The sequence below is a fragment of the Devosia sp. P3_B2 genome (assembly GCF_056402875.1).
The window spans coordinates 51,054-67,283 of record NZ_JBFUGO010000015.1 but is presented as its reverse complement, the minus strand read 5'-3'; the positions used below and the strand labels follow the sequence as shown (position 1 = coordinate 67,283).

The window sequence follows — 16,230 nt, the reverse complement described above, 5'->3', positions numbered from 1 at the left end:
GAACCTTTCACCGGGCAGCGATGAGGGTCAGTGCTCGCGTTGCTGACGGCTTGCCCGAGGTCAAACCACAAAGATGAAGTCGCGCGGTTCACCGTCCCCGAGGGGTGCGAGCGGCAGGCTGCACGGGCCTGCAGCTCAATGTCACCTTCGCGCGCTCGGAGTCAACGGCGTCACGCGGTGGGCCGCTCACCGCCGAAATCGAGGTTTGTGGGACGGCTCAGGTAGCGGGGCTCCGGCTCGGTGGTCCGCACGTGCTCGCCAACCGTTTCGAGGCTGAAGCCGCGAGCCCAAGCTTTGCCAGCGCCTTTCAGGAAGAAGCCGAAATGGAGACTGCTGGCGGCTACCGGAATGTAGAGCACGATGTGGCGTTCGGACCAGCCGGTCGTGCCGGTGAGCGGGCCATCGGTCCGGCGCTTCAGCATGTTGTCGAAACAGAGCGGTTGGCCAGTCGTCGAGTCGGCGCGTAGCCAGATGGTGGCGAGATCGGCGTACTCGGTACGAAGCTCGGCGGCGAGACGGACCCGCTTGCCGCGGAAGTTGTCGACCAGCACCGACTGCATCAGCACGGCAGTTTCACCGGCAACACGGCCGATCGCCTCGTCGCGGTCGGGGCGGCTTTCGATCAGCGCGGTGCCCAGGGCCTTCGGATCGATGCCGAGACGGTAGTTCCGCTGGTCGGTATGGCTGGCGACGTGCCAGCCGGGCGGCAGCTCGAGCGGGGCGAGTTGGGCGGCCTCGATGCGCGCCGAAAGCATGTTCCAGTTGGCGAAGCCGAACTGGCGGGCGACGAGTTCGAGCGCGTCGGAGTGCGAAATCTCCTGGCCGCGTTCGGCGAGGGCCTGGCGCAAGGCCTTAGCCATAACCTTCGAGTCGAGAAAGCTATGCATGGTCTGATCCTCTGGCGGACAGCACGCAAGGTCAGTGCTCGCATTGCCGACGGGCCGTCCGTTGAGGGCTCAAACCCGGCATTTCAGACGGTGCATTCACCTCTCCCCTGAGGGCGCGAGCGGCGGGCTGCACCAGCCCGATAGCCACGATAGTCGCGGCTGCGAGTCTGTCAAAGGCTGGATTGTGACAAGGCCACGCGCCAAGGTGCCGGTATGCAATTGCGCCTCCACTCCCGCTATCAGAATTCCGCCGGACAGCGCGTTCGTATCGTGCTGAACCTCAAGGGCATCGGCTACGAGTACGTGCCGGTGCCTTCCGCCAGTTCGCCCGAATATCGCGCCATCAACCCGCAGGGGCTGATGCCGGCGCTGGAGATCGACGGGCGGATCGTGGCGCAGTCGATGGCGATCATCGGGCTGCTGGAGGAGCTCTATCCGGAGCCCCCATTGCTACCGAACGATCCGATCGAGCGGGCGGAGGCACGGGCCTTTGCGCTGCTGATCGCAGCGGATCTGCATCCGATCAACAATAACCGGGTGCGGAAGTACCTGGCCGGACCGATGGGCGCGAGCGAGGCGCAGGTGGACGGCTGGTATCGGCACTGGGTGGCGACGGCGTTCGAGAGCCTCGAGACGGCACTGGCGCGGCGGACACGGTCGACGCGCTATGGGTTCACCGATGCGCCCGGGTTGGCTGAGGCCTGCCTCGTACCGCAGATGGCCAATGCCCGGCGGTTTGGGTGTGATCTGGCGCCGTATCCGCTGCTCCAGGCGCTCGATGCGACTTGTCGCGATCTGCCCGAGTTCGTGGCCGCGCGCCCGGAGACACAGGTGGACTTTCCTGGGTAGGCGCCACGATCTCGGCGGACCCGAACGCCTGGCGCGAACCGCCCCTCTGTCCCCTTCTCCCTAAGTATGGGGAAGGAGACGCCTGGCACTGACATCGAGGTTATCGGCTCCCTCCCCCTGTTCAGGGGAGGGGACAGGGGTGGGGGTCGGCTACCGCCGGCCGAAGCCCTGCACCCGCCGGCGCCTCAGCTCGTCAGCACGATGCGCATCAGATCAGCCGTGTTGCGGGCGCCGAGCTTTTCCATGACGCGGGCGCGGTGCACCTCGATGGTGCGGGGGGAGATGCCGAGTTCGCGGCCGGCTTCCTTGTTGGACTGGCCGTTGGTGATGAGCTGAAGCACTTCGCGCTCGCGCGGAGTAAGCTGATCGAAGCCGCGCACCTCGATGTGGCGGCGGCCGCCCGCAACGACGGCGCCGAGCTGGATGTCCTGCCTCAGCGCCTCGCGCACGGCGCGGACCAGGCGCTCGGAATCGATCGGCTTGGTGAAGACATCGGTGGCGCCGGCTTTCATCGCGAGCACGGCGGAATCGACCTCCGGCCGATCCTCCAGGATGAACACCGGCGTCCCCGTGCGCAGGGTTTTGACGCGCTTGAGGATCGCCAAACCGTCCTCGTTGCCGATGCGGATATTGATGATGGCGACGTCGGGCCGGCGGCGTTCCACGCCGCTCAGGAAATGCGCGGCATCGACCGAAAATGCGGTCTGGAAGCCCTCGAGCCGGAACAGGACGCTCAACGCCTCACAGGTGGAGGCGTCGGCATCGAGGATGTGGATCAAGCGATCCCGGTGCAGAAATGACGGATAGTAAAATGACTCAGTCACGACGTCCTCCGGCAACAAACGACGTAAAGACGAGATTGCGCGCTCTGGCTCAACGCGAGCCGGAAGCTCTGCGTGGACGCCGGGACGCACGATACAAGACGCTGTTCTTACGAGTATTCAGCCCACACCAACGCAACGAACTATCGTCGCGCACCATGCAACAACTGCCCGCGCACTCCGATTAGAAGAACTACGTATGCGGGAGCCCTTAATGACGATAGGGATAAATGCCTGTGTGGCGCATGTCAAGGACTATTGTCCTATCTGATAGCAGAACGCACGTCCGGCTGACAGCCGGACGTGCGTTCGAACTGGCGGGCGAGCTGGCGCTTACTTCTGCGCCTTGATCGCGTCGCGGATCTCGGTCAGCAGCTTTTCTTCCGTCGTCGGGGCCGGTGGGGCGGCGGGGGCGGCGGCTTCCTGCCGGCGGAGGCGGTTGATGCCCTTGACCACGAGGAACAGGACGAAGGCGATGATGGTGAACTTCACCACAGCGTTGATGAACAGGCCGTAGTTGATGGTGGCGACGCCGGCCGCCTTGGCGGCGGCGACAGAGGGCACGGGCAGGTTGTTGGGGTTGGAGATGACGAAGAACAGGTTCGAGAAATCGATCCCGTTCAGGATCAGGCCAATGATCGGCATGAACAGGTCATCGACGATGGACGAGACGATGGCACCGAACGCCGCGCCGATGATCACGCCGATGGCCAGATCCATGACGTTGCCCTTCAAGGCAAAATCGCGAAATTCCTTGAACATGTCAGTCCCCTTGGTTGGCGGCGCCGACCGGCCCTCCCGTTGCGGCAAATGACCCCAGGCCGCGCCCTCGCCGGAGTTTTTCCGCTTCTTGTCGACAAAGCAACTCAACTGTTGAGTTGGAGGTGGCGCTGTGGGGGACGGGGGCGGCAGCGGCAACCACCGCCCTTGCCTTCTCCCCTTGTGGGAGAAGGTGGCGCGAAGCGCCGGATGAGGGGTCCGCAACCGCAGCTTGCGCGATCGGAGCGTGAGCGACGGGCGTCGGAGGGCGTGGAGGCAACCCCTCATCCGCCCTTCGGGCACCTTCCACAAGGGGAGAAGGCACTCGCGCCGCCGGTGTCCTTCAACAGCCACGACTTTGTGCGGCCTTGCGAGGGGATGACGCGGGGCAGATACTTGGGACGGGCGAAAAAAAGAGATGATCGAGACGCTGACCGACCTACAGGATTCGCTGCGACAGGCGATCGACTACATCCCGCAGGGTGTGGCGGTGTTCGACCGCGACCTGCGGCTGGTCACCTGCAACGCGCGCTATGGCGAATTGCTGGCGGTGCCGCAGGAGTTGCTGCGGCCGGGGATACCGCTTTACGACATGGCGCTGTTCGTGGCGCGGCGCGGCGACCTGGGGGCCGGCGATGCCATCTCGCTGGCGGTGCAGCGCGTGCAGACGCTGACGCAATCGCACACCACGGTGAGCCAGCGGCTCGGGGCCAAGGGCCAGGTGCTGGAGTTCCACTCGGCGCGGCTGCCGGATGGCGGGCTGGTGATCAGTTTTGCCGACGTGACGGCGCGGGTGGATGCGGAGACCGAACTCGCGGGCATGAACCAGACCCTCGAGGGGCGCGTCGAGGAACGCACCGCGGCGCTGATCCGGGTGAACTCCGAGCTCGAAGTGGCGCGGGCCAAGGCGGATGCGGCCAATCGCGACAAGACGCGGTTCTTCGCGGCGGCGAGCCACGACCTGCTGCAGCCGCTGAACGCGGCGCGGCTCTACACCTCGACGCTGGTGGAACGGGCCGGCGGCACCGGGCTCGACGAGCTGGCGCACTCGATCGAGGCCTCGCTGACGGCGGTCGAGGAGATCATGGCGGCGCTGCTCGATATCTCGCGGATCGATGCGGGCGCCGTGAAGCCGGCGGCGACGCCGTTCCAGGTGCGCGACCTGCTCAAGAAGGTCGATGTCGAGTTCGCGCCGCTGGCGCTGAAAAAGGAGATCGACCTCAGGCTGGTCGATACGTCGCTCGCGGTGGTTGGCGATCGGGCGCTGACGGCGCGCGTCATCCAGAACCTCGTTTCCAACGCCATCAAGTACACGCGGCCTGGCGGCCGGGTGCTGGTGGGGGCGCGGCTCAAGGGCGGACGCGTGCGGTTCGACGTGATCGATACCGGCATCGGGTTCAACAAGGACCAGCATGCGCTGATCTTCGCTGAGTTCAGCCGGCTGGAGCACGGCGCGCGGATGGCGCAGGGGCTGGGGCTGGGGCTATCGATCGTCAAGCGGCTGGTGACGGCGCTGGGGCTGACGATGGAGCTAGAGAGCAAGGAAGCCCGTGGTTCACGCTTCTCGCTTTACCTGCCGCACCACCGCTCGCCCAAGGTGGTGCCGGAGGCGAGCCCGGAACGCGAGCCGACATCGAACCTCAGCGGGTTGAGGATCCTCTGCGTCGACAATGAGCGGGCGATCCTCGATGCGATGGAGGGGCTGCTTGGCGGCTGGGGGTGCGATGTGCGCTCGGCGCGCTCGCTCAAGGATATCGACAAGGACGGGCTGCTGCTCGGCTGGCTGCCCGACCTGGTGCTGATGGACTACCACCTCGACCAGACCTCCGGCCTCGATGCGATCGAGTGGCTGCGGCACAATGTGGGCGGGCACCTGCCGGCGGCACTGGTGACGGCCGACCGCAGCCCGGCAGTGCGGGCGCTCGCCGAGGATCGCGGCATCACGGTGGTGACGAAACCGGTGAAGCCGGCGGCGCTCAGGGCCACGATCAGCCAGCTTGCCGGGCAGCGCGGGCGGAAGCGGGTGGAGGCCTAGGGCCGGCACGGCTCGGGCGCTACGGCCCTTGACCGGGATGCCAGTGCGCTCGCCTGGCAGCGAGCGCACGAATTTCTCGCGGCGCTCCCTAGTCCAGGATAACGATCGCTTCGACCTCGAACAGCATGGGGTCGACGGCCAGCCTGGGGACGGGGACCAGGGTCTGCGCCGGGAGCGCCTCGCCAAACATTTCTACGACGTTCCTTGTCAGCACCCCGAGCTTGGACATGTCGTGATCGACCACGTAGGTCGTCAGCTTGGCGACTTGATCCGGCTTTGCGCCGAGCGCGTCGAGGGCGGTGCGCAGGTTCGCGTAGGCCTGCTTGACCTGCGCGGCGAAGTCGGGCGACAGGCCGCCCGTGCTGTCCTGGCCGCCCTGCCCCGAGATATAGGCCACGCGGGCATTGGCGGGCGCGATCACTGCCGTGCTGTAGCCATTGGCCGAGGGGTCGCCGAGGTTTGGCGGATTGACGATGGTCAGCTTGAGATCGCTCTCGCCGGCCGTCGTCGCAGTGGGAACGCCCATGGTCATGATGATTAGTCCTCCGGCAAGCAGCTGCCTGATTGTGCGTGACATGATTTCTCTCGGCTCCGAAGACCGCAAGCAGCGTGCCTTGCGGCCTCGAGGTTGAACTTCGACTCGTCCTTACGATAGAGCTCGTACGGTGTACGAGTGATGACATCGTACCACGTACGAGTCAATCGGTTGGGGATCGACAGCGGTCGCGCTGCCGGCCTAGATCGGTGCTCGGAGCAGCGAGGAAGACGGATGGTCGGCAAACGGAGCGGTGCTGGGAGAAAGGGAGCTCAGCGGACGGGCGTCCAGCCCGTACAGGAGAAGCGCGGTGAGCCACCGCTCTCGCTCGAGCGCATCGTGGCGACTGCGGTGGAACTGCTGGATGCCCACGGGGTCAACGGATTGACGATGCGCGGGCTGGCCGATGGCCTCGGCTCGGGCGCGATGAGCCTCTACTGGCATGTCGGCAACAAGGAGGAGGTCTTCGACCTGGCGCTCAACGCAGTGCTCGAGTATCGCGAGCCGCCGCAAACGGCTGGCTCCGAGGATTGGCGGGGGGAAGTCGTTCATCTGCTCGAAGACTGGCGCGCCGCGATGCTGCGGCACCCCTGGTCGGCAGCACTGTTGCCGCGCCGGGCGCTCGGCGCGAACATCCTCAGCCGCCTGGAACGGCTAAGCGAGGCCTTGTCCAACGCCGGCGTGGTGGAGGCAGATCTCAATGTCGCGATCTGGTCGCTGTGGAACTATGTGATGGGCGCGACCGTCACCCGCGGGAGTTTTGAGCGTTCGGACGAGGACAGGGCTGCCGCGCAGCAGCGCCTCACAGATCTCAGCGAGCGCTATCCGACAATCGAACGCACTCGCCTGCTACTGGATAACGATTGGGACGGGGCCTTCAGGAAAGGCCTCGACTTCCTGCTCGACGGCCTTGCGCCTACGCGCCGCTGAGCAACTCGTCGAACTGGCCATCCTCGATCTTACTGGCTGCGATCACCGCCTGGGTGCGGCTGTCGACGTCGAGCTTCTGGAGGATCGCCGAGACGTGCGCCTTCACCGTCGCTTCGGAGATCGACAGCTCATAGGCGATCTGCTTGTTCATCAGGCCATCGCTGAGCATCATCAGCACGCGGACCTGCTGCGGGGTCAGCGTTGCGAGACGCCGCATCAGGGCTGACTGGGAATCCTCGGCGGGGAACTCCATGCCCTCCGGCACGTACACTTCGCCCGACAGCACCGTTTCGATGGCGCGGCGGATGTCGGCGGGACCGACCGACTTGTGGAGGTAACCCGAGGCGCCGAGTTCGAAAGCGCGGCGGACGATACCGCCATCCTCGACGGCGGTGACGATCATCACCGGGATCTCGGGATACTGGGCGCGCAGCAGCAAGAGGCCGGAAAAGCCGCGCACGCCGGGCATGTTGAGATCGAGCAGCACCAGGTCGCAATCGCGGTCGGCTTCGAGCGCGGCGCTGAGGGCCGGGAGGTCGCCCGCCTCCTCGACCGAGATCGAGGGATCGCCGCCGGCCAGCGTCTGGCGCAGCGCGGCGCGGAACAGCGGATGGTCGTCGACGATGATGATGCGACGGGTGGTCATGAACGCGCGGACTCCTGGGGGCCCTAACTAGCAAGCGAGATCAGGCTTTTGTATCCCACTTAAGGTGGGCGTGGGATTCTGATTTCGCGCGGGGATCGAAGGCCTGAAGCCCGACGGTTTTCTTCCACAGCTCAGTCGCGTTCGATTCGCAAAATGCGACGAAGCTTAACGCGATCTTTACCATGTTTTCCGAAGAGTAACCGGATGCTCATGGCCCGAACTGGGTCTGAGGTGTTCCGTTACAGGTGCTTGGGATCGACCGATGGCCCGCGCGACTTCCACGTTCCAACCGCAAGACTACGGCCAGCCAGCCTCCGGCGAATGGCAGGAGCTGCGTGGCGAACTGGTGGCCCTGCTCGACCAGGTGGAAACCCAGGTGGCGCGCACAGCGCGGCCCGAGCCGACCTATCAGGGCCTCGCCGAGCGGATGCGCGACCTGCGCCACCAGGTGACGGAAGCCGAGCCCGACACGCGCCATCGCGAAGCGCTGCGCTCGGTACAGCGGGCGATCGAGAAATTCTCCGATCGCGACGAGCCGCTCCAGCACGCCAACCCGCGCGATACGCTCGAGGCGGCGATCCAGCAGATTCGCTCGCGGCATTTCGGGGCCGCGGCCGCCCCTGCCCCGCAGATGCAAATGCAGATGCCGCAGCAGCAAATGCCGCTGCAGGCCTCGCCGCATTTCGATGAGCTGGCGGAAGCCGTGGGCGGCATCTCCACGCGCCTCGAGCGGCTCGAGGGCGAGCTCAGGGTGCAGGCCAAGGGCCAGACCACCAATGTGCGCGAGATCGCCGAACAGGTGAGCCAGCTCAGCCATGTGGTGGAGCTCTTGGCCGGCGCGGTGGGCGAGACCGGACAGGTCAAGCGGCTCGAGGGCCATATCGCTGGCCTCGCCAAGCTGATCGCCGAGGGCCCGAAGGTCGATATGGCGGCGCTGAATAAGCGGCTCGACGACGTGGCGCTCACGGTGGGAAAGCTCGCGGAGCTCCAGAAGCACTATGCCGACCGCTCCGACATGAGCGGCATGACGGCGCGGCTCGACGATGTGAGCGCGACGGTGGGGCGGCTCGCCGACCTCCAGGTGCAGTATGCCAACCGGGTCGAGAGCCCGAAGGATGGCCTCAAGGAGGCCATGGCGGCGATCGAGGACGGCGTTCGCAACATCTATGACCGGGTCGACTCGATCGAGCGGGCCATGGCGATGCCGCCGGCCGAGCTCGAGAAGATCACGGCTGAACTGGGCCGCGTGGCGCAGGCGATGAAATCGCCGCAGCAGCCGCAGGGGCTGATCGAGCTGATCGACGCTCTCAACGATCGGATTTCGGATGTCGAGGGGCGGAGTGCCGAAGTCGGTGGGCTGAAGCTCGACATGGAAGCGCTGCGCAGCACGGTGGTGAGCGCGCTGGAGCCGCGCTTTGCGGCGCTGGAGCAGCAGCTCGAGGTGCTGAGCGACAAGGTGAGCGATCGCCCGGCGGACCTCAGCGTCAGCCAGCTCGAGGCGCAGGTGCGCCAGCTGGTGGCGCGGATGGACCAGACCGGCGAGCAACTGACCGGCCTCGCCAAGATGTACTCGACGCCGGCCGCAGCCGAGGCGCCGGATTTCGATCAGCTGGCGGAAATGGTGGCGGCCCGCACGTCCGATGCGATGCGGCAACTCGATGCGCCGGGCAAGGCCGGGCTCGATGAGGCCGGTTATGCCGAAATCGAAAAGCGCGTCAGCAAGGTGATGAAGGCGGCCGCGAAGGACAAGCCGGCCGAGGACACCACGGCGCTCGACGCGACGATCCGCGAAGTGAACGAGCGGCTGAAGCGACTCGAGATGTCGCTGGAGCAGAAGGCCGAGCCGGCGCCGTTGGCCACGCCGATCAGCTTTGCCGTGATACCCGAGACGCCAGCGCCGCAGCCGGAGGCGAAGCTTACCCCGCCCCCGGCGGTGGAACCGAAGAGCAGCCCTGTCGCGCCGTTGATCGAGGAGCTGTCGTTCGAGGACGAGCCGGTGTCTCGGCCGCAGCGCGTCGAGCTCGGCGACAGCATGCCGAGCGACCCGAGCGCCGAGGCGCCGCTAGTCGACAAGCCGTTCGGCGACGATCCCAACCCGCTGCGGACGGCGCTCGAGGCCAAGAACGGGCCGCGCCGGCGTGCATCGGCCGCCGAGCCGGAGCTACCGCCGGCGCCGACATCGGCGTTCGAAATCCCCGAAGCGCCGACGAGGCCGGTATTCGACCCCAGCCTAGCCGAGCGCCCGCCGCAGCCCAAATCGACGCTCGACATGCCCGCCGAGGATGTGTTCGTCGCAACGCCAGGGCCCGAAGTCACGGCTGTCGCGCCGATGGCCGACGAGCCGCCAATGCCGAGCCGCAATACCTTCATCGAGGCGCATCGCCGCGCGGCGCGCCAGGCCGCTGCCGGCAGGGCCGAGCCGATCTCGGCCGCCAGCGGCTCGCTGATCGGCAAGGCATTCGCTCGCTTCCAGGCGACGCGCAATGAGGCCGCTGCCGTGGCCGAAGCTCCATCGGTATCGTTGCCGGTCAAGCCGGCGGTGGAAAAACAGAAGCCGGTGAAGGCCGAGATGATCGTCAAAGAAGCGAGGCCCGCGAAGCCGGCAAAGGACGAAAGCGCCAAGTCCGGGCCGTTCGGGCTGTTCAAATCGAAGGCGCCGCGCCAGTTGGCGGGCGACAAGGAGCCGGCGAGCCAGTGGCAACCGGACGAGCCCGCGCCGCGCGTGCTGCCGGTGGCGCCCGAGCCGAGCCTCGTGGCGCTTGGCGCCGAGGAAACCAGCCCGCCGGCCGACGATGCTGCGCCCAAGCGGCAGAGCTTCCTGCTGCGCCACAAGCAGCCGATCCTGCTCGCAGCGAGCGTCGTGGCATTGGCGTGCCTGACCATCAACCTGATCAACCAGAGGACGAAGCCGGCCGAGACTTCGACCACGGCGGCACAGAATGTCGGCGATGCCGCACTGACGCCGGTGCCGCTGGCCCAGCAGGGGTTTGAAGCGCGCACGGATGCCAAGGCCGCGCCACGGGTGATCCCGACGGTCGACAAGCTGACCACCGCCTCGATCGGCGGAGCGACGCCGCAGAAGTTCGTCGCCTCGGCCGAAATGCCGAAGATGCCGGCGGCCTTCGAAGCCGCCAGCGCCGCCGCTGCCGGTGATGCGACCGAGGTCGCGAGCCTAAGTTCCAAGGTCGAGCCGCTGCTCGACAAGATGGAAAGCCCGGTGAAGGTCGACCGGCCGCCGGCCGAAGTCGGCCCCGAGCCGCTGCTGGCGGCTGCCGGCGATGGCGATGCGCGGGCACAGTTCGAGGTGGCGGCGATCTACACCGAAGGCCGTGCCGTGCCGGAAGACCTGAAGGCCGCGGCGATGTGGTACGAGCGGGCGGCGGGCCAGGGCTTTGCCCCGGCGCAGTACCGGCTCGGCAACCTCTACGAGAACGGCCGCGGGGTGGAAAAGGATCTCGCCCAGGCGCGGCTCTGGTACCAGCAGGCGGCGGAAGCCGGCAACCGCATGGCGATGCACAATCTCGCGGCGCTCTATGCCGGCGGCGGGTTGGGCAACCAGCAGTTCGACGCGGCGGCCAAGTGGTTCGAGGAAGCGGCGAGCCGCGGCATGAAGGACAGCCAGTTCAACCTGGGCATGCTCTATGCCCGCGGACTGGGCGTGAAGCAGGATCTCGCGGCTTCGTTCAAGTGGTTCTCGCTGGCCGCCAACAAGGGCGACAAAGACGCGGCCAAGTCGCGCGACGACATCGCGGCCTCGCTCGACGCGGCGACGGTGCAGAAGGTGATCGCCGAGGTTGCAGCGTTCAAGCCGGAGCCGATCGACTTCGTCGCCAACTTCGCCCCCATCGGCACTTGGAGCGCCAAGTTCGACCCTGGCGCGGCGATCACCAACATCAAGGTGGTGACCGGCGTGCAGCGGGCGCTGACCCAGCTCGGCTTCGACATCGGCACGCCCGACGGCGTCGCCGGCCCGAAGACCGCCGAAGCGATCAAGAGCTTCGAGCGCTCGACGGGGATGAGCGAAAGCGGCGAGATCAACCCGCGGCTGCTAGCGGTGCTGGGGAGCCAGCCGGTCTAGCCCCTGCAACAGCAAAGTCCGCTTCGAGCTGAAGCGGACTTTGTGAATGTAGACCTTCTTCGCAGGCGATGCAGCCGGAGCAGCCGATCCCGGTCGCGGCCTTGCGGTCGGGACCGGCGGACCGGCCATTCATGCCGCGAGCCGCAACGCGGGCCGCTTGTCGGTGGCGTGCTCGACGGCCCAGTTCAGAGCCAAGTCGGCGACGGCTTCCCAGCCCTTGTCCATCAGCGTCCAGTGCGAGCGATCGTCGAAAATCTTCAGCTCGGTGGTCGAGGCGGCCTTCTTCTGCTGGCGGTAGATCGCTTCGGTCATCGAGGCGTCGGCGATCAGATCCTTGCCACCACCGATCAAGAGCAGCGGAGAGCGGTTCTGCTTGGCCCAGTCGATCAGCATCGGGTTGATCACGCCGTCCCAATAGACCTTGCCGGCGGTCGGGATGACGTAGCGGTCATACTTGGCTTCCGGATTGGGTTCCGTCTGAGCAAAACGCGTCGAGAAGAACTTGAGCGACATGGTCTTGGCCTTCTTCCAGCTGAACAGGTCGCCGAACACCGGCAGCGCCGAGACGATGGCCTGAGGCCCAAGCGGTACGCCGGGGGTCGGGGCGGGGTTGATGGCTGCACCAGAAACACCGAGGCCGCGGGCCAGCAGCTGCTGCACGATGACGCCGCCGAACGAGTGCCCGATCAGGATCGGCTGTTCCGGCAGGGCGCGGATGATCTTGTCGAAGTGGTCGACAATGCCGCGCTGGCCGATCTTCGCCAGTTCCGGAGCCGGGTTGGCCCGGAGGACCGACGGGGCGTGATCATCGAACGGCCAGTCGGGCGCGATCACGGTGTAGCCCTTAGCTTCGTAGCGAGCCTTCACGTTTTCCCAGGACAGGCTGTTGAGCCAGGCGCCGTGGATCAGAACGATTGTCTTGGTCATTTTGGGTCTCTCCTTGTTTGGGCGAACCCTTGTCCGCCGCGATGTGATGACCCTAAGCTGAGCCCCGAGGGGCGACGATTGCCGCAACTGACATTGTCGGGGCCAGAAGTGACAAAGACGATGGACGCACTCAGACACACCGAAATCGGCCTGCTCATGTATCCCGGCTGCGCGATGGCATCGGTGCATGGCCTCACCGATGCGTTCCAGGTGGCGAACGACTATGCGCGCCAGCACGGCGGCGCGGATCGCATCCGGACCAGCCACTGGCGAGTTGGTGAGAACGGCTTCGAGCGCAGCTACGACAGCGCTCCCGATGGCGCCGGGCAGCCCGAGTACATCGTCATCCCCGGCCGGCTGGCCGATCCTCTGACTTCGGACGAGGCAGCCGATTTCGTCGGCTGGCTGCGCCAGCGCCACGGCACTGGCGCCACGATCGCCTCGATCTGCGGCGGCGCCTTCATGCTCGGGCATGCCGGACTGCTGTCCGGCCGGCGCGCGACGACGCACTGGCTCTATGCCGATGCGTTCGGGGCCGCCTTTCCCGATGTCGACGTTACTGCCGGCGACATCATCGTGGAGGACGGCGACATCATCACTGCGGGCGGCATGCTGGCCTGGACCGATCTCGGCCTTCGCCTCGTCCACCGCGTGCTCGGCCCCACGGTGATGGCCGACACGGCGAAATTCCTGCTGGTCGATCCGGCGGGGCGAGAGCAGCGGAACTACTCGACCTTCGCGCCGCGCCTGTCGCACGGCGACGACGCCGTGCTGAAAGTGCAGCACTGGCTCCAGGCGCATCGCAGTGAGGAGATCAATGTCCCGGATCTGGCCGAGCGAGCGGGGCTCGAGACGCGCACGTTCCTCCGGCGCTTCCACCGGGCCACAGGGTTAAGGCCGACGGAATACGTGCAGGCGTTGCGGATCGCACTCGCCCGCGAGCGGCTCGAGTTCAGCCGCGACACGGTCGAGCGGATCGCCTGGAACGTCGGCTACAAGGATCCGTCCGCCTTCCGGCGCGTATTCCAGAAGGTGACCGGCCTTTCCGCCAGTGCCTACCGGGACCGCTTTGGCGCCGCGGTGCGAGCGTAGTCTCCGTCCATATTCCCGACCCGTCCGGTAGGCTAACCTCGCCTTCGTATTTTGCTGCTAGTGCTCGGTAGCATTTCGCGAAAAGTCGTCGCATTTCCGTCGCGGCCTCACGCTAGAGCCTCGGGAATGCCCTAGAGCTATTGGACGCCCTCCCGTGCAGGTCTATCTGCCGATCGCCGAGCTTTCGATGAACCTGTTCTTCCTTGTGGGGATCGGGGGCGCGGTCGGGTTCCTCTCCGGGCTGTTCGGGGTGGGCGGCGGGTTCCTGTTGACGCCGCTGCTGATCTTTTCCGGCGTCCCCTCCTCCGTTGCCGTGGCTTCGGTCACCGGACAGGTGGTGGCGGCTTCGACCTCAGGAGCGTTGAGCTACTACCGGCGCGGGCAGATCGACCTGCACATGGCGATGTACCTGGTGTTGTCGGGCGTGCTCGGGGCGTTCGGCGGCGTCGCGACGTTCCAGGTGCTGCGGGCGGCAGGGCAGCTCGATCTCGTCATCTCGCTCGGGTTCCTGATCCTCCTAGGCTTCGTCGGCACGCTGATGCTGTTCGAGGCGGCGCGGGCGATCATGAAGCGGCGTGCGGGTATCGTCGTCCGCGAGAAGCTGCCCAACCAGCACAACTGGTTCCACGGGTTGCCGTGGCGCGTGCGGTTCAAGAAATCGCGGCTCTATATCTCGGTGATCCCGGTGCTGGCGCTGGGCGTCGCCATCGGCTTTGTCGGCTCGCTGCTGGGTATCGGCGGCGGGTTCATCCTCGTGCCGGCATTGGTTTATATCCTCCGCATGCCGGGCAACATGGTGATCGGCACCTCGCTGCTGCAGGTGGTGGCGATGATGGCGGCTACCACCATCCTCCATGCCGTCTCGAGCCAGAGCGTCGATATCCTCCTCGCCTTCTGCCTGATGGTGGGCGGCACGGTGGGGGCGCAGTTCGGCGCTTCGGCGGGCAAATACCTGCGCGGCGAACAGCTGCGCGCGCTGCTTGCCATCCTCGTCCTCGCGGTCGCCATCCGCTTCGGCATCAGCCTGATTATGGCGCCCAACGACGTCTATTCGACCGCCGTGATCGGCGCGTCGGGGGTGATCTGATGCGCCGGCTGCTGCTCGCGCTGGCGCTGATCCTCGCGGCCTCGCCCGCGGGGGCGGAGCGGCTGGTTACGCAGGTGAGCCAGGACGAGGTGTCTATCACCTCGAGCTTCGCGGGCCAGACCCTGACGCTGTTCGGCTCGGTCGAGCCCGAGGCCGGGGCAGAGCAGCGCTTCGTCGAGGGGCCGTATCACATCATCATCACCATCACCGGGCCGTTGCAGAACCGGGTGGCACGCAGGAAGACCAACCAGTTCGGCATCTGGCTCAACTCCGCGCAGGCCGAGTTCGAGCGGTTTCCGTCGTTCTACCAGGTGCTGAGCGACGCGCAGTTGAGCAACATCACCGACCCGATCACGCTTGCCGAGAAGGAAATCCCGCTCGACAGCCAGGCGCGCTACACCGCGAAAGCCGGCTGGTGGGATGCGACGGTGTTTGGCGGCGAACTGACCCGGCTGATGCAGGACAAGGGCCTGTTCAAGCTCAACGAAAATGGCGTGGTGTTCCGCTCTGACACGTTCTACTTCGCACAGGTGGCGCTGCCGTCCGATGCCCCGCCGGGGCCGTATCTGGCGCACACCTATCTGTTCAAGAATGGCGCCGTCATCGCCGAGAAATCGGACGGGTTCTCAGTGCGCAAGATCGGCTTCGAGCGGTTCCTGGGGCAATCGGCGCGAACGCAGCCGCTGCTTTACGGGTTGGTCTGCGTGGCGCTGGCGCTGTTCACCGGGTGGCTCGGCGGCGTGGTGTTCAAGCGGTAGGCGCCTCGATCACTTCTCGATCTTGACGTCGCTGCCGCTGCTCGATTCCTGCTCCACTTCGGCGGGGTTCCCGTGGATGGTGAGGTCGGACCCGGAGGAGGCGTTTGCCTTGACCGATTTGCTGGCATAGGCGTCGAGGTCCGAGCCGCTCGATGCGTTTGCGTCCATCGTGACGCAGAGCAGGTCGTCGGCTTCGAGGTCGGAGCCGGAGGAGGCATTGGCTGTGCCGGTCTCGCAGGTGCCTTCGATCTCCAGGCCGGCACCAGACGAGGCGTTGAGGTCGATCGACTTGCCGGCGACAGCCTTCAGCGAGAGATCGGCGCCGCTCGACGAGTTGAACTCTAGCGCGTCACCGGTGACGCCGGTCGCCTCGACATCGGAGCCGGCGCTGGCTTCGACCTTGGTGAGGGCCGGGACGGCGATGGTGAGCTTGATCTGGTCGCGGTTGCCGAAGGCGAAAAGGTCGAAGAAGCTCCAGTCGTAATAGGCCTTGAGAGTGTTGCCCTCGACCTTGAGCTTCAGATCATCGAGCAGGCGCTTGTCGGTGGCCTCGGCGGTGATCGACTGCGTGCCGCCGACGGTGACGACCGCATCGATGCCCGATGAGATGTCGAGTGCCGTGAAGGCCGGCAGCTCGATGGTGCGCGTTTCGGCGAGGGCCGGCGCCGCGAGGAGCAGCAGAGCCGCGGAGGCGGCGGCGAGCTTCGTGATCCCATGCATGTCGAGGTTCCCATTCCCGTTTGAGGCTGACACGTGGGTGGTGTGTTACATGCAGAACAAGGGCTCGGGAGCGGAATATTTTCGGGGGGATGACTGAAGCAGACGG

Annotated in this window: 14 protein-coding genes; 7 read left to right on the top strand and 7 right to left on the bottom strand. The window is 66.2% G+C overall.

The features are described 5' to 3' along the window. Window positions 1-170 precede the first annotated feature (170 nt). Window positions 171-887, bottom strand: a complete 717-nt coding sequence (locus tag AC1DV8_RS20110) for a glyoxalase superfamily protein (RefSeq protein ID WP_477158671.1) — start codon at window positions 885-887, stop codon at window positions 171-173. Window positions 888-1,100: 213 nt separating this feature from the next. On the opposite strand from AC1DV8_RS20110, the gene maiA reads away from it, so the two are divergent. Then, window positions 1,101-1,736: a maleylacetoacetate isomerase gene (gene maiA / locus AC1DV8_RS20105; protein ID WP_477158670.1), complete on the top strand. Its 636-nt coding sequence runs from the start codon at window positions 1,101-1,103 to the stop codon at window positions 1,734-1,736. A gap of 185 nt (window positions 1,737-1,921) precedes the next feature. Here maiA and AC1DV8_RS20100 read toward each other — a convergent pair whose 3' ends face one another. Together AC1DV8_RS20100 and mscL are read right to left on the bottom strand one after the other, a co-directional pair. Continuing rightward, window positions 1,922-2,560, bottom strand: coding sequence for a response regulator transcription factor (locus tag AC1DV8_RS20100; RefSeq protein ID WP_477150407.1), 639 nt, complete (start codon window positions 2,558-2,560; stop codon window positions 1,922-1,924). Window positions 2,561-2,890: 330 nt separating this feature from the next. After that, window positions 2,891-3,319 carry a large conductance mechanosensitive channel protein MscL gene (gene mscL / locus AC1DV8_RS20095; protein ID WP_477150406.1) on the bottom strand — a complete coding sequence of 143 codons (429 nt, stop codon included), beginning with the start codon at window positions 3,317-3,319 and terminating at the stop codon, window positions 2,891-2,893. A 415-nt stretch (window positions 3,320-3,734) separates the two neighbouring features. Here mscL and AC1DV8_RS20090 point away from each other — a divergent pair, with 415 nt between their 5' ends. Then, window positions 3,735-5,351 (top strand): hybrid sensor histidine kinase/response regulator, encoded by a 1,617-nt coding sequence (locus tag AC1DV8_RS20090; protein ID WP_477158669.1) that lies wholly within the window; start codon window positions 3,735-3,737, stop codon window positions 5,349-5,351. Between the two features lie 88 nt (window positions 5,352-5,439). Here the strand turns inward: AC1DV8_RS20090 and AC1DV8_RS20085 are convergent, their stop codons facing one another. Beyond that, window positions 5,440-5,928 carry a RidA family protein gene (locus AC1DV8_RS20085; protein WP_477158668.1) on the bottom strand — a complete coding sequence of 163 codons (489 nt, stop codon included), beginning with the start codon at window positions 5,926-5,928 and terminating at the stop codon, window positions 5,440-5,442. 192 nt (window positions 5,929-6,120) lie between these two features. On the opposite strand from AC1DV8_RS20085, the gene AC1DV8_RS20080 reads away from it, so the two are divergent. Beyond that, complete coding sequence (locus AC1DV8_RS20080; RefSeq protein WP_477158667.1) at window positions 6,121-6,816, top strand: TetR/AcrR family transcriptional regulator; 696 nt, start codon at window positions 6,121-6,123, stop codon at window positions 6,814-6,816. Here AC1DV8_RS20080 and AC1DV8_RS20075 read toward each other — a convergent pair. After that, window positions 6,803-7,462: a response regulator gene (locus tag AC1DV8_RS20075; protein ID WP_477150403.1), complete on the bottom strand. Its 660-nt coding sequence runs from the start codon at window positions 7,460-7,462 to the stop codon at window positions 6,803-6,805. The genes AC1DV8_RS20080 and AC1DV8_RS20075 overlap by 14 nt on opposite strands. Window positions 7,463-7,724: 262 nt before the next feature. On the opposite strand from AC1DV8_RS20075, the gene AC1DV8_RS20070 reads away from it, so the two are divergent. Further along, a complete protein-coding gene (locus AC1DV8_RS20070) occupies window positions 7,725-11,540 on the top strand; it encodes a peptidoglycan-binding protein (protein WP_477158666.1) in 3,816 nt (1,271 codons plus the stop codon). Window positions 11,541-11,669: 129 nt separating this feature from the next. Here AC1DV8_RS20070 and AC1DV8_RS20065 read toward each other — a convergent pair whose 3' ends face one another. After that, the gene (locus AC1DV8_RS20065; protein ID WP_477158665.1) at window positions 11,670-12,467 is read right to left on the bottom strand and encodes an alpha/beta hydrolase; all 798 of its coding nucleotides are present in this window, start codon (window positions 12,465-12,467) and stop codon (window positions 11,670-11,672) included. Between the two features lie 120 nt (window positions 12,468-12,587). Here AC1DV8_RS20065 and AC1DV8_RS20060 point away from each other — a divergent pair, with 120 nt between their 5' ends. The 3 genes from AC1DV8_RS20060 to AC1DV8_RS20050 all read left to right on the top strand — a co-directional run bounded on the left by AC1DV8_RS20060 (window position 12,588) and on the right by AC1DV8_RS20050 (window position 15,404). Beyond that, entirely contained in the window at window positions 12,588-13,559 is a 972-nt protein-coding gene (locus tag AC1DV8_RS20060; RefSeq protein ID WP_477158664.1) for a GlxA family transcriptional regulator, read from the top strand. Between the two features lie 154 nt (window positions 13,560-13,713). Next, window positions 13,714-14,646 (top strand): sulfite exporter TauE/SafE family protein, encoded by a 933-nt coding sequence (locus AC1DV8_RS20055; protein ID WP_477150399.1) that lies wholly within the window; start codon window positions 13,714-13,716, stop codon window positions 14,644-14,646. Then, a complete protein-coding gene (locus AC1DV8_RS20050) occupies window positions 14,646-15,404 on the top strand; it encodes a TIGR02186 family protein (RefSeq protein WP_477158663.1) in 759 nt (252 codons plus the stop codon). The genes AC1DV8_RS20055 and AC1DV8_RS20050 overlap by 1 nt, the downstream gene beginning before the upstream one ends. Before the next feature lie 9 nt (window positions 15,405-15,413). On the opposite strand, the gene AC1DV8_RS20045 is transcribed toward AC1DV8_RS20050, so the two are convergent. Next, a complete protein-coding gene (locus AC1DV8_RS20045) occupies window positions 15,414-16,124 on the bottom strand; it encodes a head GIN domain-containing protein (protein WP_477158662.1) in 711 nt (236 codons plus the stop codon). Between the last annotated feature and the right edge of the window lie 106 nt (window positions 16,125-16,230).

Coding starts and splice junctions, on each gene's coding strand:
- AC1DV8_RS20060 (WP_477158664.1), top strand. CDS start 12,588: ATGGACGCACTCAGACACACCGAAATCGGCCTGCTCATGTATCCCGGC.
- AC1DV8_RS20110 (WP_477158671.1), bottom strand. CDS start 887: ATGCATAGCTTTCTCGACTCGAAGGTTATGGCTAAGGCCTTGCGCCAG.
- AC1DV8_RS20075 (WP_477150403.1), bottom strand. CDS start 7,462: ATGACCACCCGTCGCATCATCATCGTCGACGACCATCCGCTGTTCCGC.
- AC1DV8_RS20050 (WP_477158663.1), top strand. CDS start 14,646: ATGCGCCGGCTGCTGCTCGCGCTGGCGCTGATCCTCGCGGCCTCGCCC.
- AC1DV8_RS20065 (WP_477158665.1), bottom strand. CDS start 12,467: ATGACCAAGACAATCGTTCTGATCCACGGCGCCTGGCTCAACAGCCTG.
- AC1DV8_RS20090 (WP_477158669.1), top strand. CDS start 3,735: ATGATCGAGACGCTGACCGACCTACAGGATTCGCTGCGACAGGCGATC.
- AC1DV8_RS20070 (WP_477158666.1), top strand. CDS start 7,725: ATGGCCCGCGCGACTTCCACGTTCCAACCGCAAGACTACGGCCAGCCA.
- maiA (WP_477158670.1), top strand. CDS start 1,101: ATGCAATTGCGCCTCCACTCCCGCTATCAGAATTCCGCCGGACAGCGC.
- AC1DV8_RS20045 (WP_477158662.1), bottom strand. CDS start 16,124: ATGCATGGGATCACGAAGCTCGCCGCCGCCTCCGCGGCTCTGCTGCTC.
- AC1DV8_RS20080 (WP_477158667.1), top strand. CDS start 6,121: ATGGTCGGCAAACGGAGCGGTGCTGGGAGAAAGGGAGCTCAGCGGACG.
- AC1DV8_RS20085 (WP_477158668.1), bottom strand. CDS start 5,928: ATGTCACGCACAATCAGGCAGCTGCTTGCCGGAGGACTAATCATCATG.
- mscL (WP_477150406.1), bottom strand. CDS start 3,319: ATGTTCAAGGAATTTCGCGATTTTGCCTTGAAGGGCAACGTCATGGAT.